Annotated in this window: 20 protein-coding genes; 5 read left to right on the top strand and 15 right to left on the bottom strand. The window is 45.3% G+C overall.

Annotation, left to right across the window (positions count from 1 at the left end; all coding sequences use genetic code 11):
- Positions 1 to 33: 33 nt before the first annotated feature.
- The gene (locus JNN12_12990; protein MBL7979248.1) at positions 34 to 1,164 is read left to right on the top strand and encodes a glycosyltransferase; all 1,131 of its coding nucleotides are present in this window, start codon (positions 34 to 36) and stop codon (positions 1,162 to 1,164) included.
- A 15-nt stretch (positions 1,165 to 1,179) separates the two neighbouring features.
- Here JNN12_12990 and JNN12_12995 read toward each other — a convergent pair whose 3' ends face one another.
- A complete protein-coding gene (locus JNN12_12995) occupies positions 1,180 to 4,701 on the bottom strand; it encodes a M4 family metallopeptidase (GenBank protein MBL7979249.1) in 3,522 nt (1,173 codons plus the stop codon).
- A 30-nt stretch (positions 4,702 to 4,731) separates the two neighbouring features.
- On the bottom strand, positions 4,732 to 5,181 hold the full coding sequence (locus JNN12_13000) for a hypothetical protein (GenBank protein MBL7979250.1): 450 nt from the start codon (positions 5,179 to 5,181) through the stop codon (positions 4,732 to 4,734).
- A 721-nt stretch (positions 5,182 to 5,902) separates the two neighbouring features.
- Here JNN12_13000 and JNN12_13005 point away from each other — a divergent pair.
- The 4 genes from JNN12_13005 to JNN12_13020 all read left to right on the top strand — a co-directional run bounded on the left by JNN12_13005 (position 5,903) and on the right by JNN12_13020 (position 10,610).
- Entirely contained in the window at positions 5,903 to 6,979 is a 1,077-nt protein-coding gene (locus JNN12_13005) for a hypothetical protein (protein MBL7979251.1), read from the top strand.
- Positions 6,961 to 7,902 (top strand): response regulator transcription factor, encoded by a 942-nt coding sequence (locus JNN12_13010; protein ID MBL7979252.1) that lies wholly within the window; start codon positions 6,961 to 6,963, stop codon positions 7,900 to 7,902. Before JNN12_13005 ends, JNN12_13010 begins: the two co-directional genes overlap by 19 nt.
- 50 nt (positions 7,903 to 7,952) lie before the next feature.
- Complete coding sequence (locus tag JNN12_13015; GenBank protein MBL7979253.1) at positions 7,953 to 9,026, top strand: hypothetical protein; 1,074 nt, start codon at positions 7,953 to 7,955, stop codon at positions 9,024 to 9,026.
- A 201-nt stretch (positions 9,027 to 9,227) separates the two neighbouring features.
- The gene (locus JNN12_13020) at positions 9,228 to 10,610 is read left to right on the top strand and encodes a T9SS type A sorting domain-containing protein (protein ID MBL7979254.1); all 1,383 of its coding nucleotides are present in this window, start codon (positions 9,228 to 9,230) and stop codon (positions 10,608 to 10,610) included.
- Between the two features lie 284 nt (positions 10,611 to 10,894).
- On the opposite strand, the gene JNN12_13025 is transcribed toward JNN12_13020, so the two are convergent.
- From JNN12_13025 to JNN12_13085, 13 genes are all read right to left on the bottom strand, one after another.
- Positions 10,895 to 11,119 carry a DUF2281 domain-containing protein gene (locus tag JNN12_13025; GenBank protein ID MBL7979255.1) on the bottom strand — a complete coding sequence of 75 codons (225 nt, stop codon included), beginning with the start codon at positions 11,117 to 11,119 and terminating at the stop codon, positions 10,895 to 10,897.
- Positions 11,120 to 11,190: 71 nt separating this feature from the next.
- Positions 11,191 to 11,457, bottom strand: coding sequence for a type II toxin-antitoxin system RelE/ParE family toxin (locus JNN12_13030; GenBank protein ID MBL7979256.1), 267 nt, complete (start codon positions 11,455 to 11,457; stop codon positions 11,191 to 11,193).
- On the bottom strand, positions 11,454 to 11,666 hold the full coding sequence (locus tag JNN12_13035) for a hypothetical protein (protein ID MBL7979257.1): 213 nt from the start codon (positions 11,664 to 11,666) through the stop codon (positions 11,454 to 11,456). Before JNN12_13035 ends, JNN12_13030 begins: the two co-directional genes overlap by 4 nt.
- 162 nt (positions 11,667 to 11,828) lie before the next feature.
- Positions 11,829 to 12,950, bottom strand: a complete 1,122-nt coding sequence (locus JNN12_13040) for a hypothetical protein (protein ID MBL7979258.1) — start codon at positions 12,948 to 12,950, stop codon at positions 11,829 to 11,831.
- A 19-nt stretch (positions 12,951 to 12,969) separates the two neighbouring features.
- Positions 12,970 to 14,142, bottom strand: a complete 1,173-nt coding sequence (locus JNN12_13045) for a CoA transferase (GenBank protein ID MBL7979259.1) — start codon at positions 14,140 to 14,142, stop codon at positions 12,970 to 12,972.
- 13 nt (positions 14,143 to 14,155) lie between these two features.
- Positions 14,156 to 15,142 (bottom strand): chromophore lyase CpcT/CpeT, encoded by a 987-nt coding sequence (locus tag JNN12_13050; GenBank protein ID MBL7979260.1) that lies wholly within the window; start codon positions 15,140 to 15,142, stop codon positions 14,156 to 14,158.
- A gap of 12 nt (positions 15,143 to 15,154) precedes the next feature.
- The gene (locus JNN12_13055) at positions 15,155 to 15,655 is read right to left on the bottom strand and encodes a 3-isopropylmalate dehydratase small subunit (GenBank protein MBL7979261.1); all 501 of its coding nucleotides are present in this window, start codon (positions 15,653 to 15,655) and stop codon (positions 15,155 to 15,157) included.
- Positions 15,648 to 16,880, bottom strand: a complete 1,233-nt coding sequence (locus JNN12_13060) for an MFS transporter (GenBank protein MBL7979262.1) — start codon at positions 16,878 to 16,880, stop codon at positions 15,648 to 15,650. The genes JNN12_13055 and JNN12_13060 overlap by 8 nt, the downstream gene beginning before the upstream one ends.
- A gap of 5 nt (positions 16,881 to 16,885) precedes the next feature.
- Positions 16,886 to 18,103 (bottom strand): 3-isopropylmalate dehydratase large subunit, encoded by a 1,218-nt coding sequence (locus JNN12_13065; GenBank protein ID MBL7979263.1) that lies wholly within the window; start codon positions 18,101 to 18,103, stop codon positions 16,886 to 16,888.
- Positions 18,104 to 18,132: 29 nt separating this feature from the next.
- Entirely contained in the window at positions 18,133 to 19,038 is a 906-nt protein-coding gene (locus JNN12_13070) for a hydroxymethylglutaryl-CoA lyase (protein ID MBL7979264.1), read from the bottom strand.
- A complete protein-coding gene (locus JNN12_13075; GenBank protein MBL7979265.1) occupies positions 19,039 to 19,947 on the bottom strand; it encodes a DUF1838 family protein in 909 nt (302 codons plus the stop codon).
- Between the two features lie 116 nt (positions 19,948 to 20,063).
- Entirely contained in the window at positions 20,064 to 22,760 is a 2,697-nt protein-coding gene (locus JNN12_13080; GenBank protein MBL7979266.1) for a TonB-dependent receptor, read from the bottom strand.
- Between the two features lie 61 nt (positions 22,761 to 22,821).
- On the bottom strand, positions 22,822 to 24,084 hold the full coding sequence (locus tag JNN12_13085) for an MFS transporter (GenBank protein ID MBL7979267.1): 1,263 nt from the start codon (positions 24,082 to 24,084) through the stop codon (positions 22,822 to 22,824).
- Between the last annotated feature and the right edge of the window lie 82 nt (positions 24,085 to 24,166).

Raw genomic sequence — 24,166 nt, forward strand, 5'->3', positions numbered from 1 at the left:
TTTGGTGGCCGGATGTACTTTTTTAGGGGGATCATGAAAGTATTGCTCTTGAGCACTGCGTATCCATACCGAGGAGGGATCGCTCATTTTGTGGAGACCTTGGCACGCGGCTTAGCCAATCGGGGCGATGAGGTGCAACTGGTCACCTTTACGAGGCAATATCCGGAAGTACTTTTTCCTGGAAAAACGCAATTAGAGACCGCTCCACCGACAACAGACCTTCGGATTACCCGCTTATTAGATACCATTAATCCGGTTTCGTGGTGGAAAACCGCTCGGTTCATTGCGCAAGAAAAGCCAGATGTGGTGATTCTAAAATACTGGATGCCTTTTTTTGCGCCTGCTTTTGGAACGGTGGTACGGTACTTGCGCAAACGTCATATTCCTGCAATTGTTATTGTGGACAACGCCATTCCACACGAAAAAAGGTGGGGAGATTGGCGCCTTTCGCGTTGGTTGCTACGGGCCTGCAAAGGCTTGGTGGTGATGTCGGCATCGGTACAAAAAGATGTGGAAAAACTGGGCATCAACCGCCCAATACGCTTGGTGGCACATCCCATTTACAACCTTTTTGGGGATCCGATTCCAAAAGAAACAGCCCGAGAACGTCTAAATTTGGACGCAGAAGCCCCGGTTCTACTTTTCTTTGGGTTTATCAGACGGTATAAGGGCTTGCACATTTTATTGGAGGCCATGCCTTGGGTGAAGGCGGCTCTACCCAACATCAAACTCTTGGTGGCGGGAGAGTTTTACGAAGAAGAGACGCTATATCGAACCCAAATAGAAACCTTAGACATTGGGAAGGTCGTGGAACTCCATAGCAATTACATCCCGAACGATCGCGTTCCGGTTTATTTTTCGGCAACGGATGTTGTTGTGCAACCCTATGTAACCGCCACCCAATCTGGCGTGGCACAAATTGCGTTTCAGTTCGATAAACCTACAATTTTAACCGATGTAGGTGGTCTCGCCGAGGTGGTTCCGGATGGGATAGCGGGCTTGGTGGTTCCGCCCGAAAATCCGGAGGCACTCGCCCAAGCCATTATTCGGTACTTTCATGAGAACCTCTCCCCAGTCCTAACAGCGGGCGTTAGGCACGAAAAGGCCAAATACGATTGGAAACATCTCTATTCGGCAGTGGATGAACTTTTAGAAACGCCATAATCGAACAAAGCAGGCTTAACGTTGTCGTACCATTCTTCCGGTAAAACGTTTAGAACCAGTGCCATCAGCAAGAGTAATTACATAAAAATAAACACCATCCACCCAATGGTCTGCATGTATTTCGATCGGTTGCGTTTTTCCGGCTTCCATTACGGCGGGTGCTTTCTGTTGGATCATACGGCCAAGCGCGTCATAAATCGTTATACGAACCTCGGCAGACTGAGGCAAGTCTATAAGCAAGGCGGCTTGGTTCCGAAATGGATTAGGGAATACCTGCGAGACATGCACATATTGTGGTAACTCGGTTTCCGATTCACTGTTTGTAATGTCCCGGCTTATGTTCATCTTGGCGGGTACACTAAAGATGGGCGTATTCACGCCGTCGGAAGTGGAGACTCGGTGATACAGTGTGGCGTTGGAGCCAGCAGAAATGGATTTTAGTAAGGTATTAAGATCCGCATACTTCATATTCAAGCTTAGTCCACTTTGGCTTGGACTGGTAAACAGCATCCGCGAAAAGTCGGAGGTGGCGCTTATTTGCCATTGATACGAGAGCGGGTCGGAGTCTGGATCGGAACCACTGGTCCAAGAGATGGGCAAATTTGTGGTAGGAGCACCTTGTAGGGTGATATTGACATTATCTGCCGGACTCGTAATTTGGGCTGCAATAGGCAGTCTGTTTCCGCCATTCACAAACCAATACAAGTTGTATAACGGAATGGAAAAACTCAGTTGTGTGACTTTGCGGGCGGCACGTTCGTAGAAAAGGAGTGCTTTGTGTGCTTCGCTGGTGGCAGCGATGTATTGGTCATCCGGCGAAAATGTTGGACGGCTGGCGTCAATGATCGCTTGGTTTTTGATGGTCCATGATGGAAATCCTGCCAAGACGTCTTCTTGCGTGTCCAAATTGGTCAAAACCACATCTTGTTCATTCGGTTCGATCACATTATAGGCCACCAAGTCCGGGTTGGTTTTGCTGTATGTCACGTTACCAACACTTAGCCCAGTACCATATCCAGGAACCAAATTATAAATCCGCCCCGTTCTGAAGTTGATTTCGTGGGTATTCCAATAAGTAGTTTGTTCGTTTTTATGAAGTGCATCAAAGGCGATCCGTTGTTCGTTCATGTTGGGAGACCAAGCCACCACGTCGGGATAAACAATCGTTTGGTCTAAAATACCCGATTGGGTGGTTTCAGGGAGTAGTTCCACGGGCAAAACATCGTTCCCACACCAGAAGTATAGATTGGGATCATTGTCATAGGCCGAGACAATGGCCACACAACTTTCGTCGGGCGCGATGGCCACATTCCATAAGTCGTTTCCGGTAGAGGACGATTTGAGTTTCAGGTTCTTATACACCTCTACCTCGCCGGTTGAAACGGTCACAAAGGCCAATTGATTTTGGGTATTGATAAACCAAATGCGCTCGCCATTGCGACCGGCGGTCAGTTGAGATCGGTCGGTTCCAGTATCAAGTGTATTGATTCGGGCAACGGCTGCTTCACTATTAAACAAAAACGCCTTTTGGGTATTCACTTCGAATAGGCCAATTTTCCCATTTTCATCCATAAAAGCGATGTAGGGCGTTCCACCACTCACCACGGTTACGTCATCTTCTTTACCTGTTGTCTCCGATCCGCTCACAATGCCTACGGTATCGAACGCAGTCTTTACGGCAGCCGCCTCTGCGCCTTCGCCGTATAGGTCTCGTGCAGATTGCTCAAGGGCATTGCGTGCGTCTATAAATTGGCTGTTTCGGGTAAGGTATTTGGTTAGGGCGCGGTAATAGATTTTCTCGGCTTTGTCGTGACCTATTGCGTTTACAATTAAATAGGCCGCTCGGTTGGGGATCCCGCTATTAATGTGCACGCCCCCATTGTCTTCTTCGGTATTGTTGTATTGGCTCATGCTGGCGGGCTGAGGATCAAGTACACCCGGGTTGGCGGGATTCGCCATGTCTCTTAGGGCAACCCCTTTTCCAGTTCTGATCACGGTTTCGCCAATCAGGAAGTTCGAGCGGTCTATCATCATGGCAAATACATCGGCAAAGGACTCATTGAGTGCGCCCGATTGCCCCTGATATTCTAAATCTGCACTGTGCTGGATTACACCGTGGGTCATTTCGTGTGCCGCCACATCTAAAGAGCCAGCCAAAGGTTTAAAAAACGAACCGCCATTGCCATAAGCGATAAACGAGCCGTTCCAGTAGGCATTTTCCATTGTTCGCCCGCCGTCCGTTACATTCACCACCGACCAAATGGTTTTGTCGGCCCCATTTATGGCCTTCCGATTATGCTTTGTCTCATAATATTGATAGGTGATGTTGCCATTATAATGGGCCGAAACGGCACTGGCATCGGCCCAATTGTGCTGGGCGCTGCTTTTTATATGAAACTTGATGTTATCGGTATTGGTTGCATCTAAAATCACCGAGCCACCTTTTGCCCAAAGCGAGGCAGGATTAAAAGCAAAATCGTTGCTCAGGTTAGATAAGTCCCAAAACATATAAAACTGACCATCAGTATGTGCCAAAACACGTAGGTCACGGTTTATTCCATTTAAGTCTTTTGATTGTGCATTTACAAACGTGGCTGCGGTGTTTACAGGATTCGGCAGATCCGTATCGGAGCCAGACGGAAGGAGCGTTATCGCATGGGGCATGTCTAATAATGGATTATGGTGCCGTTTATGCCCCAATAAATCGCAGTGATGGGGTGTACGGGAAAGAATACGTCCATCCTGGGCCGAAATCAGATACGTATAAGATTCCACAAAATTTGCTTGTACGCGCACCGCATAGGCCCGCTCCATTTTGTTTGTGCCCGTGGCCACCCAAACAGGGCTTGCCGTATCGGGGGGCAGGCCCGGCCAAGGAGTGGTTGGGGGTTGCCAACGTCCCGTGGCTTGTAAGTCGCGGATGGCATTGCTCAAGGCTTGTGTTTTGGAAATCGTTGGTGCATCAATCACCGTTCGAGGGGTCGGTTCATAGGTTCCATTGATGATGAAAGCATCCTCTTGTTGGAGGTGTACCCAAACGTCACGTCCCCAAACCGGTATGCCACGATACATTTGGGCATAGCGAATGTGGGCCATACCCAAGTCGTCTGTCTCTTGGTGCATGAAGCGTAGCTCTTGCTCTGGTTGTTGAAGCAGAAGTGCCACTTGGTTTTGATTTAAGACGATGGTTGCGGCAGCCAGAATGGAATTGGTTTTATGAAGCCCCGTAATGCGCCCTTCCATCCAACGAATGGTTCCGTTTTCTGCACGTTGCAGGTTTTTGAGCGGGGCCGCTGGAGCAATGCCTTGAGTGGGTAGCGCCGTCACGCCCCTTCCGGCAACAATCGTCGCGGAGTGTGTCAGAGACTGGCGGGCGGTGAGGATAGTGGAATTTGAAGATAAAACCGCCGTTGGCGAGACGGTCTTAAGCCCTGGATTACCACTTAAGGGACGTTGTACGCTCTTGTTGGTCTGGGCCTGCACGAGGGACATGGTCCAGAAAAACATCAAAATCAGGCGAAAGAGGAAGGTTTTCATAAGATGCTGGGATTATACTACCGAAAACAATTAGGGTATTTGTGCCGATACGTTCCGGATGGCCTGCATACAAAGGGCGTACAGCCGCGTAACAGGGTCTTGATCGGATGTCGTGGGTTCATTAGACAAGGGGAAACGAACGCTATGTATTTTCCCGCGTTGTGATAAGGTAATCTGAACGGTCATATTGGCGGTTTCATCTCGGTTTATCTCCTCGAATTTTGCTTTTTGGAAGGTCTTCAACAAGGTTTGGAGTTCTTTTTTGGATAAAACCCCGATGGGAGCGGTCTGTTTTTGTGATCCCAAGCCTTGCCATTCATGGATATTTCCGAGGTGATCTATGGCGTATCCGTTCCAGCGTCCTGTGAATCCACCGCCGACGCCAAAAGATAAAGAAAAATCAGTGGGTATTTTTTGGCTTTTACATCCGGCAAAGCCACCCATGCAACAAAGAAAGAAGAGAAGAAGATTTTTTTTCATAACATATAAGGGTAAGTTTACTAGATTGACAGGATTACGGACATCCATAGTGAGTTGGCACTTTGCACCTATCCGCCACAGACAGATTCGGACGGGGGAACAAATTATCCAAATATTTTTTTCACAAACCATGTGATGCGAATTTTCATCCATGAGAGTTCGGTTTGGTAGAATCGTCTAAATGTCCCGATACAGATCCCACCCACACGGGCAATGGCAGCCATAGAAACTACACCTACAATGCAAAATCCAGCCTTGAATATTGCGGTCAACGGCGGTGTATTCAGAACCAGATGCCATGATGGTAGATGTTGTGTGAGAACTACATATAAAAGACTCGGCATCTGTTTTTTGTTTCAATAATCTGAAATTTCCGCACTACATATAGTTTACACATGCAATTCTTTACTGAGTATAAATGAAGGAATATTTTCCGTACATTCGCTTCTTACTTGAAGTATCTTCTTCCAAAAATCTTTCACACGTTAGCTTTTGAAACAACTACGAAATCTAACGCCATCTTGACCCACAGGAAGACTTTACCTTAGAATGTTTATTAGATATTTTTTATAATACTCAGCTTTATTGTTATTGTATAGGTAATGACTTGTTTATAGCATAATATATACTTAATAATTAATTAGGTCTTTTATAAAATAAAAATAAATATATTATTTACATAATAAAATTAAAAATTATAACCATTATTAAAATAAAAAACATGATAAACTATATATACAAGATTGTAAAGTGGCCATTTTTTGTTCTTTTATTTTATGTTTACATATTAAGCACATTTGTTTCATTTTTTCCACCAGATTTAAATGAAAACACAATTTTCACTGCAAAGAAGAACAATCAAAAAGATTCTATCTTTGTGTACATACAAGATAAGAATTTATTCAACATAAAATCAGAAGATATACCATACCTTAATTCTGTGTTAATATCATATTCATCTAATACAAGTTATTTTAATGTAGATAATTCAGGAAATATAAATTTAAATCTATTTGGTCCTCATTTATTGATAATACTCTTTGCTGTATTATATATAAATTTAAAAATAAAGTACAAGAAAGAACAAGAGCTTAGATTAATTATTTTACATGAATTAGAAGACCGATTTCGTAAACGAGGTAGTAATTTACACGATGTAGTCATCAACCCACTAAAAGGTATCGCCAAGAGTTTACCCAAAAAAGTTATTAAAGATTTAGAAACCGAAATACCCGAAGATGATGCAATTAAGTTGGTCCCTAAACTACATTCAATACTTCGCAAGTCGTCTGAGCAAATAATTTACATGGCTAATAAAGCACATGATATTTATCGTGATATTTCGCCCCCAATACACTTAATTGGGTTTAAAAATACTATTGAATCTTATGTTGAAGAACTTAAAATACACCATCCAGAGGTTAAAATTGATTTGAATTTCCAAGAAGATCCACAACTCGATCCTAAGCTGGGGATACAGTTATTTAGGATATTACAAGAGGCTATTGGGAATAGTATTTCACATGGAAGATCAAATTATATTCAAATTAAATTCTTAAAAAATAATACTTTAAATAAATTATATATTAAAGACAATGGAATAGGATTTTTGGTACCTAAAGACTTGTCACATTATGTTAAAGAACAACATACAGGAATTGCCAATATGCAATTTAGATCTTCTTCCATTGGTGCAAAATTTAGCATCGAATCAAAACAAGGAAAGGGGACATCCATTAGTATTACCTTCCCTAACAAAAATAAAAAATATCATATTATATGGAAGAGATTAATATAATTATCATAGATGATGGCGCTTTCTTAGAAACTTGCTGTTCCTACTTTTTAGACTCTATAATAAAAGTAAGAGCAACCGCAACTAATGTTTCAAGTGCTATAAAGGCCATAGAAAATCATAGAAATGACATCCAACTTATTATTTTGGATGTTGATTTGGGAAATGGACACTTTGGAATGGAGGTGGTTAAATACATAAAATCTAATAACATTCCTATTAAGATATTAATTTTATCCGGTCTGGTTCATGAAGCCGCATTTGTATTACCCTTTAAAGGTCTTGTAGAGGGTATTTTACACAAGAATGAAGAGAAGACTCTTATAAAAAGAGCAGTTCAAGGCATAGCAGTTGGTCGAACAGGTTTTTATTCTCCGGAATGTATTGATATTTTACTAAACAGAGATTTTCGAAATTTTTATACCCTTTCAGAAGAGGAAATTGAGACCTTGCACCGCCTATCAAAAGGATTCACTAATAGTGTTCGCCTCGCTGGTTATGTAGTAATGTCTCATTTGGCTCTACAATCAGAAACCATGCTACAAGATATTAAGCGTGCAAGATATTTATTACCCGAAGATGTTCCAGCAAATAAGAGAAGCGAAAAAAGTGTGTATGACATCTTATTTAAAGATTTTTCTACGATTGCCGCCAATATTATCCATACCAAATATTGGTCCATTCTGTCCTCTGTTCGAAAACAAGTATTACTTACGGATGGAAGGACGGGGTTCATTACGGTCTCTGCGTTAGAATTATCTTTGGAGGAAAAGTTAAGCCTCATACTTAAGCGTCAAGAAGGACGTTTCCGACGTGACATTTTGCCGCGCATATTTAGAGAACTCGAGGTGGAATCTACTATTGAAGCACTTATTTGGACACAAGAATGGGAGCTTTCTAAAACATACGAATTAGCCTCGATATAATATAAATACCCACCATTTTTTTATAAACTTTTTACAATTCTATTAAAATCATGAAACCAGAATACTTATTACACATACTGCTTGCTATGAGCCTCCTAAACTTATTAGGGTGTGATTACCAAAGCAATGTCACCTCTAATTCATTAAGTAAGACACATAGAACCTGGGACGGTCTCCCTTTAGCGATGAGTGAACTTGAGACCATAATTCCTAAGGCATGGAATGTTCAAACTGCGATTGATTCCACCTCATCCGTTACTACGACTAATGGTCATTTTCCGATGGAAATAAAACCTAAACGTAATAGGAACTTCCCGCTACAATTGTTATATGGCGCGGCGATAATATCCGATGGAAATCGGGCAATTGCGCATTTAGAGCTTTCTACCCCCTTATCGGATATGCCAATTGGTACTATCTTAAGCGCTAACGAAATGGATGGTTTAACGCAGCAGGTGGCGCAATATTCCATCGAAAAAACATCTGATGGCTACTCAACTCAGGTGCATTTTCTTGGAAATAATACGCTTTTTCATGAAGTTCTTGTAACCGTAGTAGATCAAGAGGCAGATTTTGAAAAGCCTTTGTTTCATAAGCGGATAAGCCGCACCCATTTAGCATCTGGAATTAAAGATATGTTCAACCTTGGGTTTGGAGAATGCGTTGGGTCAGCAGAAGAAATTGATTTATGTGAACAGTATTCCACGCAGGAATCATTTGGTTTTATGCAAAAAAAATCGTTATCAAAGCAACAAGGAGGTTTGGCAATGGCCAAACAGAAAATTTGCGTCCCATCTTCAGTTGCTAACTGGTCTCTTGATTGGAGTTGTTGGACGATTAAGGAATCTAATTTATCTAATGTGATCCTTCAAAAATATACAACACAATCTAACAATACCGATTTTTCTCACATCAGGCTCGATTTTCGTCCCATTTATGACAGCCAGAACCCTACCAATATCCAACAACCTCAGATTGTTATTTCAGCGATTACCATTAATATGGGTATTGAAATCGGTATTGCAGGCTATAAGTTTAGAACTTTACCTTTTAAACTCCCTATTGATACGGCCTATTTTCAGAAAATTTCAGGTCTAAAATTTGGCGCTCTTTCCACAGATTAACGTTATTAGTACCGAACCGATAATATAGCCGCTTTAAAGATTTAAAGCGGCTATATTGGATTAAATAGTTGAGAGAATATTTTCTGTTATCGAGAGAATATAATCTGCAATTTAACAGATTTATTTCTTTTTATATAGCCTGGATAATAAATATATTGTGTTGTTCATTCATTTTTTCATTTATTAATAGGGAGTGCCATTATGTCACCCAAAGCCTTTTATATTCCCAAAATAAGTCTTTTAATTGGCTTATTTTTATTTGCCTTTCAAGGTATTCTTGCACAAGGAACCGTTTTTAATTCAGGTGGAAATCCGGGTGATCCACCAATCCCGCCTCCACCCACGCCTTGTAAAAAATACTTGATCTTTATGCGAACGGTTAGTCCAAAAAGCTCTGGGCATTTTTGTGTTGACCCTTTTTGGACAGGCGATATTGACCCGAGCCGCCTCAGCCCCTCTGGCCGCGGCTATGTAGATGGTTCCACCATGATTGATGGTATGAGTATTACGGAATGGATCATGAGGGTATATGCAGATCAGCAATATTGCTATATTGGCTATGCGCGTAGCGATGAAGAGTACGAAAAATGGTGGTATTACTATGCACCAAATTGGGAAAATGTACCTTGTAGCCCTAGTAGTAAATTCTATGGTTCTGGTTCTTTGGGGATTATTAAACCGTCAAGCGATAAAAAATGGTGGGAAAATGTTTTCCTAAATCCGAATGATTTTTCGGATATTGCGGTTTTGCGAAAAGAGGATCATATAAGCATCAAAAATATCCCATACGATACGGATGTTTTAGAAGTAGGTCGCACGAAAACCCTTCTTTTAAATATGCACGCTTTATTGGTGATCGAAAAAGGGAGCTATGCCGTACAAAATGGAGAAGCCGATCTGGGACGTATCATAAAAACCTCCAAGCCGATGATACAATGCGGAGACGGCGGATGTTGTACTTCCGATCCCTCTCGCAAGGCTATAATTCATAAGGATACTTTCTTGCTGACAAAAAACGATGGCACTTGCACCGCTGCCCAATTTATTGGCCCAGATGATGTTGAAGAAGAAGATTTCCATGGCATTGATGTCGTAGAAGTAGATGATCTTGGCGGCGTTATTGATGTTGTTATTGAAGATGTACTTGGCGGCATTGTAAATCCTGTTGGTGATGAAATAGGGAATATCATAGACATTACTATTGATGAAGTCCTTCTTGGTAAGACGGCAACTCTGGTGAATGACGAAATTGGCAATATCGTTGAACTGGTTATGGAGTTTGAAAACAAAACCAGCCAACAATCCACAGCAGCGGAGCCAAACCCTTTATTGGGCGGTGCCTATCCCAATCCCTTTAATCCGAGTACGAACCTAAGTTATACCTTGCCGAAAGCCTCGAATGTGCAAATATCGGTGTATAACCTACAAGGCAAAGAAGTGGCAAAATTGGTGAATGGCTTATACCAAGAAGCGGGAAGCCACCAAGTAACCTTTGATGCGGGACATTTGCCAAGTGGTACGTATCTTTATCGCATAACGGCTGGAAATTATTCCGTTACCAAACAAATACAGTTGCTAAAGTAAGCCATAAGTTTTTAATTCAATCTGCGCCCTCTTGCCTGAGAACAGCCATTCCTGTTATACGGAGTGGCTGTTTTTTATGGCATTCCTGAGAGAAAGTATTCTATAGCTGACATTCCCTACCTGTGGAAGGTGTATTTTAGCATTTATTGGGCTTATGGAAACGACAGTAACGAGTAAAGATATTCGCTACTTAGGATTGGTGGCCAGCATGATAGACGAACTTGGCATCGTAGATGTAATAGATTCGGCGATTATCTATGTATGCGTATCCATAAACAAATTCATTACATATACTCCGCAAAGTCTTCTAAGGGCGCATCAAAGTCATCGGACATCACATATTGCACACGTCCGAAACCTGCTTTGGGTGTTTTCTGTGCTTCCATTTTAGGTTTTTCATTTTCTTGGTTTTGAGTAAATAGCAAGAAATCTATATACTTCAAAACATCTGCCTTCAACTCAGGCGGAAGTGTGTGGATTTTGGCGAAAAGAGTTGCATCTGTAGTCATTGCGTTGTTGGTTATGTTTCGTGGCTTCGCAAATGCTGCCCACTATGTCCCCGTCTATCACAGTTGTTACATCAAGGAAAGTAGCGATAGATGTCTTTTCGTGCTAAACACCGCACAAATTCGATGGCATCGTCCGTAACAAAAACGCCGATGCGATGTGTGCCGATACGGATTCGATAATATCCGTCGTAGCCAGATATTTTAGTAAGATTGTGTATGTCTTGTAGCGCAGCAGCATTTTCGACCTGTAAAATGGTTTCCCGTACCGTTTCTAAAATGAGATCGTTTTTGAGGCGTTTCAAGTCGCGCTGGAAACTGCTCCGAAACAATACATTCATTGCACAGGAGGCGTTAGAAGTTGGAAAATGTCGTCGCGGCTTACATATTCGGTCTCCAAACCTTCTTTAACGGCTTCACCAAGCCCAATGTCTAACAAGGCTTCCGTAACGACTTCGTGTAATAATAGACGCTGCTCTTGTAACGCTTCGATCATTGCTTCTTTGAGGAGTTGTTTTAATTCGGGCGATGGGTTTAGAGATGTCGTCATAACGTTGTTGGTTCGGTTTTGTAGTCGTTTCGTAAACGCCGCTCCGCGCAACGGTGTTCCGATGAGGCTACGAAAAACGGCACCGCTGGTGTGCGATGTCGTGTCAGCTAACAATGGCTGAAAGCAGGCTGGGGTTCCTATTTGCAAATGGTAAAAGCTGGTTTATTCATTCACAAATTCCATTTTCAGCACTTTTACAGGCTGTTTTTTGACCGATTTTTTCTCTATAATTTGCCATGTACAGCCCGTTTGATCGGAGAAAACAAAACTCAATTCACCAAACTCATTTCTCTGAATCGCGGTGGCTTTTAGGCGTTTATCTGCCACGACCAAATCATGCACTTTTTTGAGATCAGGAACATAAAAAGAATGTAGCGTAATGCCCAATTCGCCGACGCGTTGGTGTTGAGAACGGTTTGGTTTTGGCGCACGCGGGATAAAAAACTTGAGTTTTCCACAGATATTATTAGGAGAAACAAAGCCTTGATACCAATGGGTGTAGCCATCTTCCATCATAAACACCCGTTTGGGGCCTCGTAGCCAATCGCCGTCCACTTCGGGCGCACCTTCTGCTTTTAGCCCTAATGCCGTAGAAAGGTAGGAAATGGCTTCCATATTTTCAGCTTGGATAAAGAAGTCATGATGGGTAAATTCGCTGGTTTTAAGGGGCGCTTTGGGATTTATGGTGCCATATCCTTCAATATGATAGCCCGATCTTTGGAAAAAAACGTGGTTGAAAAATTCGCCATAAACCGCATTTTCCCGCACTAAAGCGGGGCGCTTAAAAAAGTCAAACTTATTTTCTTTATTGAGCCCAAATAAATCATCGGCGATAGGTTCGGTAGGCAACCACGGCTGTTTGGTAGCACGGGCAAGGGAATAAATGTCATAGAGCCGCATGATGTCGCTCGTTTTCATGACGGCCATGCGTGATCCGATGGTTTCTGGGGTTGAGTAGCCCACACCATTGCCCAGCGGTTTTTCCCAAACAAAGATGCGTAAGAGTCCATGACTGTCCACATCGCCGTTTTGCAAGCGGTAGGAGGTGAGGGGCGATGGCACATTGTACAAGGCTTGTGCACGATCTGCCGAGATTTTGGCACTATCCACAACGGCAAAACCAAACTCGCCAAAGTAACGAATGGCTTCTGTGCGGTTTTTAACGCCCATCATCACTTCATATACGCCTGAAATGCCTGTATCGGGTAAGGTTTGGGCGAAGGTTGGGGTGCAAACAAAGAGCAAGATCAAGAGGGATAAAGGGAAGCGTCCAAGGCGTATCATGGGTTTGTTTTTTATAGGATTAGGCAATGATATTTTTGTTGCGTAATTCGGAAAGTTCGGACTCAGAAAGCCCAAGGTGTTGTAAAACTTCGGTGGTATGTTCGCCTGTTTTCGGTGGATCGGCGTATTTCTGGGCGCGATCTCCGCCATAGTTTAAGGGGAAATTGGGGAGGGAGGCGCTGCGTCCATCAGGCAGTTTGACATCAAGGAGGTTTTGCCCGTGCGTCATTTGGGGATCAGTAAAAAGGTCTTCGGGCTTGGCAATCGGCGCAAACGGAAGACCTGCTCGTTCACAGCGTTCAATGATGTCAGCTTTGGTAAATTGCTTGAAACGTGCTGCCAATTCAGGCAAAAACCAGTCGCGTTCTGCAATTCGTAAGTTATTGTTTTTTAAACGCTCGTCTTGTAGCCAATCCTGCCAGCCAAAAGCGGTGCATAACTTTTCCCAATGCCGTTCGCTGATGACACCGACAAAGACTTTTTCATTGTCGGCGGTGTCGTAGATGCTATAAATGCTCCATGCGCTCACGCGGGCGGGCATCGGCGGAACGGGTTCTTGCCCAATAGCACTATAGGCCATGTGTTGCCCCATCAGGAAAGCCGCTGTCTCGAAAAGCGAGGCTTGCACAAACTTGCCTTTGCCCGTTTGTTGCCGTTCGTAGAGCGCCAATAAAATGCCGATATAGCCAAACATGCCGCCTGTGATGTCCACAACGGAACTGCCTGCTCTGAGTGGATCACCTGGTCGTCCTGTCATGTAGGCCAAGCCTGCCATCATCTGCACCACTTCATCCATCGCATGGCGTTTTTCGTAGGGGCCTGCCAAAAAACCTTTCAGCGAGCAATAAATCAGGCGTTCGTTCTGAGCGGAAAGCGTTTCATAGCCTAAGCCCAAGCGCTCCATCGTGCCAGGACCAAAGTTTTCCAAAATGATGTCTGCTTTTTTCGCCAAGTCATAAAAAATCTGCCGTCCTTCTTCAGATTTCAGGTTGAGCGCCAAACTTTTTTTATTGCGGTTAAAAAAGGTAAAATAGCCTGTACCGAAGCCTTTGAGCCGCCGCGTAGCATCGCCCTCGAGTGGCTCAATATGGATGACTTCCGCGCCCATGTCTGCCAAAAGCAAACCCGCAGAAGGTCCCATTACGGCATGGGTACATTCTAAAACTTGAATCCCTTGAAGTGGTTTTGTCATTCGAGTTTTACATTTATTCCTTCACCAAAGTTAAGCCCACTTGTACCCAACGGAGGTTGATGCCAATCCGTTCTGCTTCGGGGTTGGTCCATGTATAAGAAAGCGCCTTAGGTTTGCCATCTTCATAAATGGCGAGTTTCATCACAGGCGTTTTTTTCTGGAAGATTACTTGCGAAAGCTCGAAGGAATAAGGCGTAACCGTGCCATCGGGTAGCGTAATGCGCTTTTTAACGCCTTGATCGTGCAGTTTTAGATCAGGGATAAAGACATAATCGCTGTCTTGAATGTTGTCGCGGTCGGTTCCGTCTTTCACAATCGCTACCCAGCCTTTGAAGGGACGCACGCGGCGAAGTTTATGCGGGATCTTGCCTTTATGCCCAAACACATATTTCCCGTCCTCGTCGGTGGCTTGGTCGCTGATCCAAATTTCTTCGGCATTGAGCTTGAGCGTATCGGTGATGTAAATGCGCTTATTGGTACGCCGCGAGACAAAATTGCAGGCGCGGGGCTTCATCGTGCCGATAAATTCGTCATTGGTTTGCTTCTTCCAATAGACGCTGCAACCCGGAACGCTGGTGAACTGTTCGGAGGTGAGCGAAGTAAGCAAGCTTGGATTTTCGTCAGCGAGCTTAAACCGCTCTTCGTCGGCTTTGTCCTTGAACGAATAAATGTCCAAACGAATGGCTTTTTCCTTCTTGTCTGGCACAAACTGATAGACCCGCATCCGATAGACCTTATTGGGATCGCCGTTCATGTACTGCTTGACAAAGAACACGTTTGCACCGAGTGCAGGAATAGAAACGGGCTTAAAAATGGAATGAATATGCTCATGCACCAAAGAATCGGGAATGACATCTTCACGCTCTTGCCAAACTTGTTGGAAGTTATTGAACTCGCCCGTAAACAGCTTGTTGAGGCGCTGCCAGTCGGCATTGAGATTTTGGGCTTGTAAAGGCAAAACCATCAAAAGAAACGCCCAAATAAGTAGTTGTTTTTTCATCAGATAAATCATTTAGAGGGCTTGGTACGAGCCGTGTTTTTTGAGGTAATTGACCAAGCCTCCTTCTTGTAAAATGTGGAACATAACAGAGGGCAAAGCCGCTGCTTGATAGATTTTTCCTGTTGTCAAATTGCGCACGGTGCCTTGTTGTAAATCGGCTTCTAAGCGGTCGCCATTGGCAATATCATGATCGGGGATTTCCATGGCAGGTAAGCCGATATTGATGGCATTTCGGAAAAAGATACGGGCAAAATATCGGGCAATGACCAACGAAACGCCCGCCGTTTGAAGCGCTACAGGGGCTTGCTCCCGCGAAGAACCACAGCCAAAATTATCGCCTGCCACCAAAATATCGCCTACGGTCAGTTTTTGGCGGAAGTCTGGATCGAGGTCTTCCAAAACATGATCGGCTAAGGATTGTACATCTAAGGTTTTGGTGTATTTGCCCGGAATGATGCGGTCGGTGTCTATGTTATCGCCATAGACGTGGGCTTTCCCCGCAGGATTATTCATCAACATAGTCCAAGTCTTTATGGAAGGTTTCTTCCAATTGGGTGTATCCGTAAAAAGCCAAGGCTAAGGAGCAAATGCCCGTGATAATGGCGGCATTCGCTGCGCCCAAGGAAGGCACCAAAGCCGAAAACAAAAGCGATTGGGGAATAACGGAAGCCCGCAAGAGGTTTAAAGAGGAAGTCGTAACGGTGGAACGAATGTTCGTGCCGAACATCTCGGCGGCATTCGTAAGCAATACAATCGTATAACCCACGCTGATGCCCATGAACAAGAAAATGGTGTAATAAAGGGCAACAGATTGGAAGCCCCAAATAAAATAAATCCCCACAAGAAGCGTAAAACCAAGGAGATAGCCTAAGATGGCTTTTTTGCGACTTTGTAGCCATTGGCTTAACAGTCCGCACGAAAAATCGCCAAATGTAAATCCAATAAAAAACACGCTAAATACGGTTGCGACACTGGGAATTTCGGACATGCCCATGCTTCGGGCAATTTCGGGGGTGAAGGTCATCACGATTCCATTCACAAACCAGCCCGGAAATCCCATCAGAATAACCGCTGCATATCGTTTAAAGTGATAAGGATTTTTAAAAATAATCGAGAGATTGCCTCGGTTGTGGGTTTTCTCTTTTAGCCCTTCGTAAAGCCCGCTTTCCAAGACCCCGAGCCGCAGCAAAAGTAGCGCAAATCCCATAAATCCGCCCAGTTGATAAGTGAATTGCCATGAGTAGTTCCCGCCAATGTATGCCCCAAAAATAGCGCCCAACATGCCACAAGAACCGATGATGGCGGGACCCAAGCCCCGTTTTCCTTGTGGCATCTGCTCCGCAACCAAGGTAATGCCCGCCCCCAGTTCGCCCGCCAAGCCAACACCTGCCAAAAAGCGTAAGGCTAAAAACCATTCATAGTTTGGGGCGTAGGCATTTGCCAAAGTTGCTACCGAATACAATAAAATAGAGCCAAAAAGCACAGACAAGCGCCCGCGTTTATCGCCCAAAATGCCCCATAAAAAACCGCCAATCAACATGCCCGCCATTTGCACATTGAGCAATAGAACGCCTTTGTCTAAAAGTTCGCTTTCTGGCACGCCAACCGAAAGCAGGCTGGCGCGGCGCACCACACTGACAATAATGATGTCGTATAAGTCCACAAAAAAGCCCAAGGCAGAGGCAACAATGGCTAAAATAACCGCCGTTTGGCGAATCGGTTTTTGGCTAAGTTCCATAATTTCTAAGGGTTTGCAATGTATCCGTGCAAAACAGAGGCGGCAACGGTTGCAGGCGAAGCCAAGTAAATATGAGCGCGTGGATTGCCCATGCGGCCTCTAAAATTCCGATTGGCGCTCGAAATCACGGTTTCGCCATCGGCGGGAACCCCTTCGTGGCTGCCTACACAAGGTCCACAACCGGGCGTGATAAAACTTGCGCCCGCTTCAATTAAGGTTTGCGCCGTTCCATCGTTCATCGCTGCCAAGAAAACGGCACGGGATGCGGGAGCAATGACCAAGCGCGTTCCTGAAGCAAGGCGTTTGCCTGCTAGTACAGCGGCGGCAACTTGTAAGTCCTCCAAACGACCATTGCCACAGGTTCCGATAAAGCCATATTGGATCGGTTTTCCTAAGTGGGGTGTGAGGTCGCCCACATTGTCGGGTGATTCGGGTGCGGCGATTTGGGGTTGCAGCGCAGACACTTCAAATTCATAGGTGGCGGCATAGGTAGCACCGTCATCGGGGGAAAGGGCTTCAAATTCGTAGGGCAGTGATAAGCCTTTGGGATGAACAAAACAGGTTTTTGCGCCCATTTCGGCAACCATATTCGCTACACACATCCGAGAGGCAAGGCTCATCTGGGCAAACGCCTCGCCTTCAAACTCAATGGCTTGATACGTTGCGCCCGAAATGCCGATTTTGCCCGTTAAAAACAACACCAAATCTTTTGCACTAACATGGGGTGGCAACTGCCCCGTGCAACGAATGCGAATCGTTTGCGGGACTTTGAGCCAGATTTGACCTGTCAGCATTACCGCTGCCAAGTCCGTTGAACCCACACCGCACGCAAAAGCATTGAGTGCGCCATAGGTCGGTGTGTGGCTATCTGCACCGATAAACACTTCGTTGGGGCGTACATATTGCTGTTCCACCATCACTTGATGGCAAATGCCTTCCCCAATTTCAAATAAGCGAATGCCTTGTGCTTTAGCAAAATCGCGCATAAGCTGGTGCAAGTTGGCGATGCGCTCATTCGGGGCAGGCGCAGCATGGTCTATCACCAAAGCGCAATGGTTTGGATTCCAAACGGTTCGTCCGCCCATTTTCTCGAAGGCTTTTAAAGCGCTGGGCGCAGTCGTATCGGTTGCCATAACCCCATCTACGGACACCACCACCAATTCGCCCGCACGAACAGTTTTGCCGGCTTTTTGGCTTAAGATTTTCTCGGCTGTTGTAAGCATTTTTTATAGCATTGAGGGCTTGCAAGGATTTAGCAAACCTGAATCGGTTCTTGCATGAGTTTATAAAGCGCACCCGGTAAAGGCATTTCCAAAAATTGGGCAATATCTTGGCTTAAGCTTGCCAGTTTTTTAAGGTCTAAGCCCGTTTCATAGCCCATTTGGTGCAACAGATGAACCGTATCTTCGGTGGCGATATTGCCCGTTGCATTTTTGATAAAGGGACAGCCGCCCAGACCGCCAAAAGCTGTATCAAATTGCCGAACGCCTGCTTCCAGACCCGCATACACATTTGCCAAGCCCTTGTTTTCGGTATTGTGCAAATGCAAAGAAACGGGTAAATCGCCTGCCACGTCCAAAACTTTCTCCATCAACGCCTTCAACTGGCGCGGGTTTGCCATGCCCGTACTATCGGCAAGTGCGATCTCATTTGCGCCTGCGTCCATATGGTGTTTCACCAAATCCAAGACGTGTTGAGGATCAATCTGACCTTCATAGCGACAACCAAACGCACACTGAATACCCGCACGAACGGTGATGTGGTGCTGCTGTGCCAATCGTAGGTTTTCGCGAAAGTCTGCTTTTGCCGCTGCCAAGGTCATGCGGGTATTTTTCAGGCTGTGCGTTTCACTTGCCGAAAGAGAAATGGCTAAATGGCGAACCCCTGCATCTATCGCACGGGCTACGCCTTTTTGATTAAGTACCAATGCGCTCAAAACCACATCTGAGGGCTGCCCTAATTGGGCAAATAAGGCTTCGGCATCTGCCATTTGTGGCACAAAGCGCGGATGCACAAAGGAAGTTACCTGAATCCGCCTAAGCCCCGCCTCGATCAGGCGTTGTACCCAAGCCACTTTTATTTCAAGCGGAACCAGAATGGGCAGGGTTTGCAAGCCATCCCGTAAACCTTGCTCTTCTATAAGAATTGGGATTCCCACTTATTTTTTTGCACTTTTCAGTTTCTTGAAATACGTCCAACTGGTTTCGTTCTCGGCAGTATTGGCATCAGGTGCGTGCTTAAATTCGGGGAAATTGTTCATCACAAAATCGCGCATTTGCTTAGGCAGTGCGTCCCATGATTTTACTTTATAGCCTCTCGTTTGATAGACAAGGCTACCTGTGCGTTGTCCCATGCCCATCCAAGGCAGCCAAGGCCCCATCCGCGTCCATGAAACTTCGGCAGGTGCATTTTGGATGGCGGGATTGTCTAAATCGGCTTTGTTGGCGAAGAATTGGAATAGTTCTGCTGCTTCGTAGGTATCCGATGCCGAGTTTTCGGGGTATTCTGCCACTTTTAGGGGCGAAGGATAGGTCAGAAAAATGTCATTATTCATCACCACACGGTCGCCCAACATGGTGTAAGGCACTGCCCATTTTCCGCGTGGGCTTTCCAATTGAAATTTTTGGTTTACGGGATCATTCCAGACATGGATCACCTCTTCGGTTTTTTTCGTCCAAGGGTTTTCCCATTTGGCTAAGTATTCGCCCGTTTTTAAGTCTTTATAAAAGCCCACTTCGCGGGTCAGCATTTGGTAGCCCCCTTCCGTTTGCACGATTTTTCCAACGTTATACATCTCAAAATCAAACAAAGGGCGGTCTCGCTCACCTGGTACAAAGGAATAAATCTTGCCCGAAGCATAAAAATACACTTCTTTATTTAACTCCGTTGTAATCCGCATTTTGAGAAAAGCCGTCATATTGTCTTCAGGCTTGGAAAGGTCTAAAGGCGGCACGGTAGCGGCTTTGGGCGCAAGGGTTTGGGAAGAATGGCTACAACCCGTCTGTAAAACGGCAAAGGAAAACCAGCAAAGGTTGGCGAGCCATACAGCACGATTAAATAAACGCATAACACAAACTCGATAAGTTAAAAAAGGGGTGAACCGTGTGAATATAAAGCCCACCCCATAGAGTTTAATCAGGAAAAGACAGCGCACTACCTGTTTTGGCGCTTTCAAGCCCTCAATTAGAAGGTATAGGACGCATAGAACAATACGCGACGTGGTAACTGTACATAGCCATGTGCCAAGGTTCCGGTCACACCCGATGCAGTGCTGCCTTGCTTACGGCGAAGGATGGTGTCGTTATCAGATACACCCGCAATGTTAACCAAGGCTTGCTCATTCGTCAGATTCTTGGCTTGTGCCCCAATTCGGACGATGTTTTTGCCCACTGGAATCTTGCCATATACACCTGCATTGATATTGGTCAGGGCAGGAAGCTTTAAAATATTGGTGGCATCTTGGTAGCTCTCACCGATGAGATTATACCCCAAGTCAACCCCAAAATATTGGTGGCTATAGTCCGCCAAGAGGTTCAGCATCATGTTTGGCACGCCTGGCAAAGACTTGTCTTTTAGGTTAATGGTATAGACCTTATCGCTTTCTTGTACAATCACGTTTCCAAACAAGTCTTTATTCGGATCTGCGGTGGTCGAGATTTTAAAGTCGGTAAAAATGGCATTTTGGTAGGTAAGAGAACTTGCCAGATTCAATCCACGAATGGCTTGTGGGCGGTAGTTAAGGCTAATTTCCCCACCCGTAATTCGGTTGCTACCCAAAGGTTTGGATTGCAAAATACCATTCTCAAAAATGGCGGCCAAACGGTTGTTAATTTGGGTGAAGAAAACAGCGGCATCTATGGACAAATCGCCAAAAGCATTCCGATAACCCAATTCCGCGTTATAAATAATTTCATTTTTTTCGATCCCATTTGGTGCACGTAACAACTTTTGATCGGTTGCACTGGTCCATTCCAAAGAAGTAAAGGCCGAGTAGTCAGGCATACGGAAAGTGCGGTTCAGGTTGCCGTAAATCGCCGCGCTTGTTGAAAGTTGGTAGTTGGCAGCGAGTGTTGCAGACCAATCTTGGAATTTTTCTACCCGTGTAAGGGCTTTATCTGCAGGAAACTTGGTTTCGGACATGTCAATATCCAACAGGTCGTAACGGAAGCCGGCCAAAACGTTCAAGTTATCGCCGATTTTCATTTCATCGCCAAAGGAGAAGGCTTTAACAGCCTCGGTATAGTCGCCGCGCCGTGTAATACCGCCGTTTTGGATTGGATAATTGCCTGTTGCATCTTTCGCAATGGGCGCGCCTGTGATGAAGCTGAGTAGTTTTAAATCATTAGGGTTGGTACTACTGCCGTGAACCAAACTGTAGGTTTCGGGCAAAAGGTTGATGGATGAATAGTAGAAGCCAGCGGATACTTTATGCCGAGAATTGGCCCCCTCAAAGGTTTTGTTGATCTTAAGATCATTGATCAGTTCATCATCGTCGCTATCGCCATCTAATAGCAGGCGCGACACCACATTGGCATTATAGAAAGCAGGCAGGGCAAAGGCATAACGCACACCAGTGCCCATTTTCTGAATACGTAAGTGGTTCTCGACCTGAAAACCAGCACCCAGTGTCAATCGGAGGCGTGTTCCAGCATGATAGCCTTTGGCATATGAGCCACCCGCGAGCGCATCACCGAAGTTGCGTGTAATTTCTTTTCCGTTGCTGTCTAAGAGGGAAACTTGGGTGGCTGGGTTGGTGGAGTTCCGAACGCGAATGCGGTAGTTTATTTCGTTGCTAAAGGGGAAGTTATAGGTATCCGTATTTTTCCAACCGTCCGCCAATTTCAGTGTTTCGGCATTAACGGCTACGTCGGTCAAGTTTTGGAAATTAAAATCGGCATATTGTCCATAGAAGCGAATGCTACCGCGATTTTCGGCCAAGAGATAGTCAAGGTTTGCCCGCACTTGCATCCCCTCGTCATTGTAGCCGGTATTCCGAAAGCCAGAATCATTTAAAAGCCAGCCGCCCACATTGTAGCGGAGTTGCTTGGTGATTGGTCCGTTAAGGTTATAGTCTAAGCGATAATTAAACCCACCCTTATCAAGGATGTCATTATAATTGGTCAGACGCACAGAGCCGCTCATTTTTTCGCCGCCAGTACGGGTAATCATATTGACCACACCCGCCGCCGCGCCGCGTCCAAACAACGTGGCCGCAGAGCCTTTTACCAATTCCACGCGGTCAATATTGGTATCAAATCCAAAGCCGTTTTCGGGAAGTTTCGCTGGTGTTCCTAGTGCGGGGATTCCATCCAGCAAGACCGCAGTATAGGCCATCCCACCCAACGGCGTGCCATCCGGGAAGCCACGCAATCGAATATTGTTACGACGGCCTTGGTTTTGGTTCACCATTACGCCGGGTAGGTTCTGCAAAGCTTCATTATAGGCTTCGGGCTTAAGCGACTCCAGACGTCGTATGTCCACAGATTCTACCGAAGCAGGTGTTTCCAACTTGCGGTTTTCGGAAAGGCTCGCTGTTACCACCACATCCGAGAGATTGGTCACATCCTCTTCCATCGTTACATCCACCGTTGCAAGATTAGAAACCGCGACTTCAATGGTTTTCATCCCCACAAAACTAATCATCAGGCTACTATCTCCAGACCGCGTTCTGAGCTGATATTTCCCATTTACATCCGTTGTAGTGCCGTTATTGACACCTTTTTCTTTGACGACAACACCAATTAAAGCTTGTCCGTCCGTACCTGTAACCCGCCCTTGCACCCTATGTTGGGCATAAACTTGTACACTAAAAAGCAGGCATAAGCAGATGAATAAAACAGCCCGCACAGGCGAGGCCTTACCGAAAGGTTTGAAGTTCATAATGTTTGGGGTTTAGATGAAGCAAAACCAAATGGAGGTAAAATGAAAACAAAGCTTAGGACTACCTTGCGGGTTCTTCCGCGAAACTGCGATATTTTCCCATCAAGAGCAAAGGCAATGCGCCCGCAATAAATGCAAGGGCTGAATAAAGTAAAATGGTGTTATAATGCCCGTTTTGGGTGAAAGAAAGCCCGAAGAAGTAGGGACCAAAACCTGCACCGAGGGCAAAAAAGCTATATAAAGCACCATAAATGGCTGAATAGTTTTTCATCCCAAAGTACTTGGTAACGAGGTAGGCCATAAAGTCATACTCGACCCCTGCCGCCAAGCCCAAAATGACTACGGCAAAGACCGCCATGCCATAGGTCAATTCAGGTTGCATGAATAAATAGCATCCCAAAGCAGGTAAACTGAGCATAATTGCCGCCACCGCAGGGGCCCAAAAACGATCCAGCAAATAACCTCCTACCAAGCGCCCAACCACCACTGCATAGCCCATATAACTGGCTAAAATGATCGCGGTTGTGGGGTCAAAACCTTTGGTACTGAGCAGTTTTTCTAAGTTGGGGATTTGCCCGCCAACGGCAAACGAGATCAACACAAAACAAAAGCCCAGCAGCCAAAACCGCCATTCTTTCATGGCTTCTCCCAAACTGAGCCCCTGTATTTCACCCGCAGTAACTTGGGCCGTATTCCGTCGGAGTTCGGCCACTTTCTCCGCCACCTTCGGGTCATTGGTGTCGCGGAAAAACAGCCAAGTAAGGGGGAAGGCCACTAAAATGGGCAGTAAACCAACCCCGACATACGCCATCTGCCAGCCCAGTTTTCCAACAAGGTAGCCCGCCCATAGCTTGGTGAGGCTGCCAAAAATCCCTGTCCCCACTAAAGCCAAGCCCAGAGCCAACCCCCGATTTTCTTGAAACCAGTTATTGACCGCCCGTGTCCACGTCATCGGCAAGGTGCCAGCCCCCGCAAGCGAAAGCAAAGCCCAGAGCAAGAAATAAAGGGGGAGGCTGCCACCTGAAAGCGCAAACCCCATAAAAACCAGCCCAAACGCAATTTGTGAGATTAAAACCGTTTGTCGAACCCCTCTCTTGTCTGCAATTAACCCGATGAAAGGGCTAACCACCAGCGCACCCAAGGTAAAAATGGGCATGGCCAGCATGATTTGATCCATCCGCCAACCATAGGCTTGTGAAAGTGGAACGGCGAACACACCGAGGGTATAAATAGGTAAAGGCGACATGCCCAAGCCAATGCCGATGGCAGACGCAAAGACGACTGGCCAGCCATATCGGAACTCTTTTAGGGGGGAAACTTGCATGGTTGAGGATCCTTTAAGGCTCTAAGAATTAATCGTAAATTTAATTGACAGTTAACTACCTTAACTGTTAACTTTGTGCTAA

The sequence above is a fragment of the Bacteroidetes Order II. bacterium genome (assembly GCA_016788705.1).
GTDB lineage: Bacteria > Bacteroidota > Rhodothermia > Rhodothermales > UBA2364 > UBA2364.

Excerpts from the sequence above, each read along its gene's own strand:
- JNN12_12990 (MBL7979248.1), top strand. The coding sequence starts at position 34 with ATGAAAGTATTGCTCTTGAGCACTGCGTATCCATACCGAGGAGGGATC.
- JNN12_12995 (MBL7979249.1), bottom strand. The coding sequence starts at position 4,701 with ATGAAAACCTTCCTCTTTCGCCTGATTTTGATGTTTTTCTGGACCATG.
- JNN12_13000 (MBL7979250.1), bottom strand. The coding sequence starts at position 5,181 with ATGAAAAAAAATCTTCTTCTCTTCTTTCTTTGTTGCATGGGTGGCTTT.
- JNN12_13005 (MBL7979251.1), top strand. The coding sequence starts at position 5,903 with ATGATAAACTATATATACAAGATTGTAAAGTGGCCATTTTTTGTTCTT.
- JNN12_13010 (MBL7979252.1), top strand. The coding sequence starts at position 6,961 with ATGGAAGAGATTAATATAATTATCATAGATGATGGCGCTTTCTTAGAA.
- JNN12_13015 (MBL7979253.1), top strand. The coding sequence starts at position 7,953 with ATGAAACCAGAATACTTATTACACATACTGCTTGCTATGAGCCTCCTA.
- JNN12_13020 (MBL7979254.1), top strand. The coding sequence starts at position 9,228 with ATGTCACCCAAAGCCTTTTATATTCCCAAAATAAGTCTTTTAATTGGC.
- JNN12_13025 (MBL7979255.1), bottom strand. The coding sequence starts at position 11,119 with ATGACTACAGATGCAACTCTTTTCGCCAAAATCCACACACTTCCGCCT.
- JNN12_13030 (MBL7979256.1), bottom strand. The coding sequence starts at position 11,457 with ATGAATGTATTGTTTCGGAGCAGTTTCCAGCGCGACTTGAAACGCCTC.
- JNN12_13035 (MBL7979257.1), bottom strand. The coding sequence starts at position 11,666 with ATGACGACATCTCTAAACCCATCGCCCGAATTAAAACAACTCCTCAAA.
- JNN12_13040 (MBL7979258.1), bottom strand. The coding sequence starts at position 12,950 with ATGATACGCCTTGGACGCTTCCCTTTATCCCTCTTGATCTTGCTCTTT.
- JNN12_13045 (MBL7979259.1), bottom strand. The coding sequence starts at position 14,142 with ATGACAAAACCACTTCAAGGGATTCAAGTTTTAGAATGTACCCATGCC.
- JNN12_13050 (MBL7979260.1), bottom strand. The coding sequence starts at position 15,142 with ATGAAAAAACAACTACTTATTTGGGCGTTTCTTTTGATGGTTTTGCCT.
- JNN12_13055 (MBL7979261.1), bottom strand. The coding sequence starts at position 15,655 with ATGAATAATCCTGCGGGGAAAGCCCACGTCTATGGCGATAACATAGAC.
- JNN12_13060 (MBL7979262.1), bottom strand. The coding sequence starts at position 16,880 with ATGGAACTTAGCCAAAAACCGATTCGCCAAACGGCGGTTATTTTAGCC.
- JNN12_13065 (MBL7979263.1), bottom strand. The coding sequence starts at position 18,103 with ATGCTTACAACAGCCGAGAAAATCTTAAGCCAAAAAGCCGGCAAAACT.
- JNN12_13075 (MBL7979265.1), bottom strand. The coding sequence starts at position 19,947 with ATGCGTTTATTTAATCGTGCTGTATGGCTCGCCAACCTTTGCTGGTTT.
- JNN12_13080 (MBL7979266.1), bottom strand. The coding sequence starts at position 22,760 with ATGAACTTCAAACCTTTCGGTAAGGCCTCGCCTGTGCGGGCTGTTTTA.
- JNN12_13085 (MBL7979267.1), bottom strand. The coding sequence starts at position 24,084 with ATGCAAGTTTCCCCCCTAAAAGAGTTCCGATATGGCTGGCCAGTCGTC.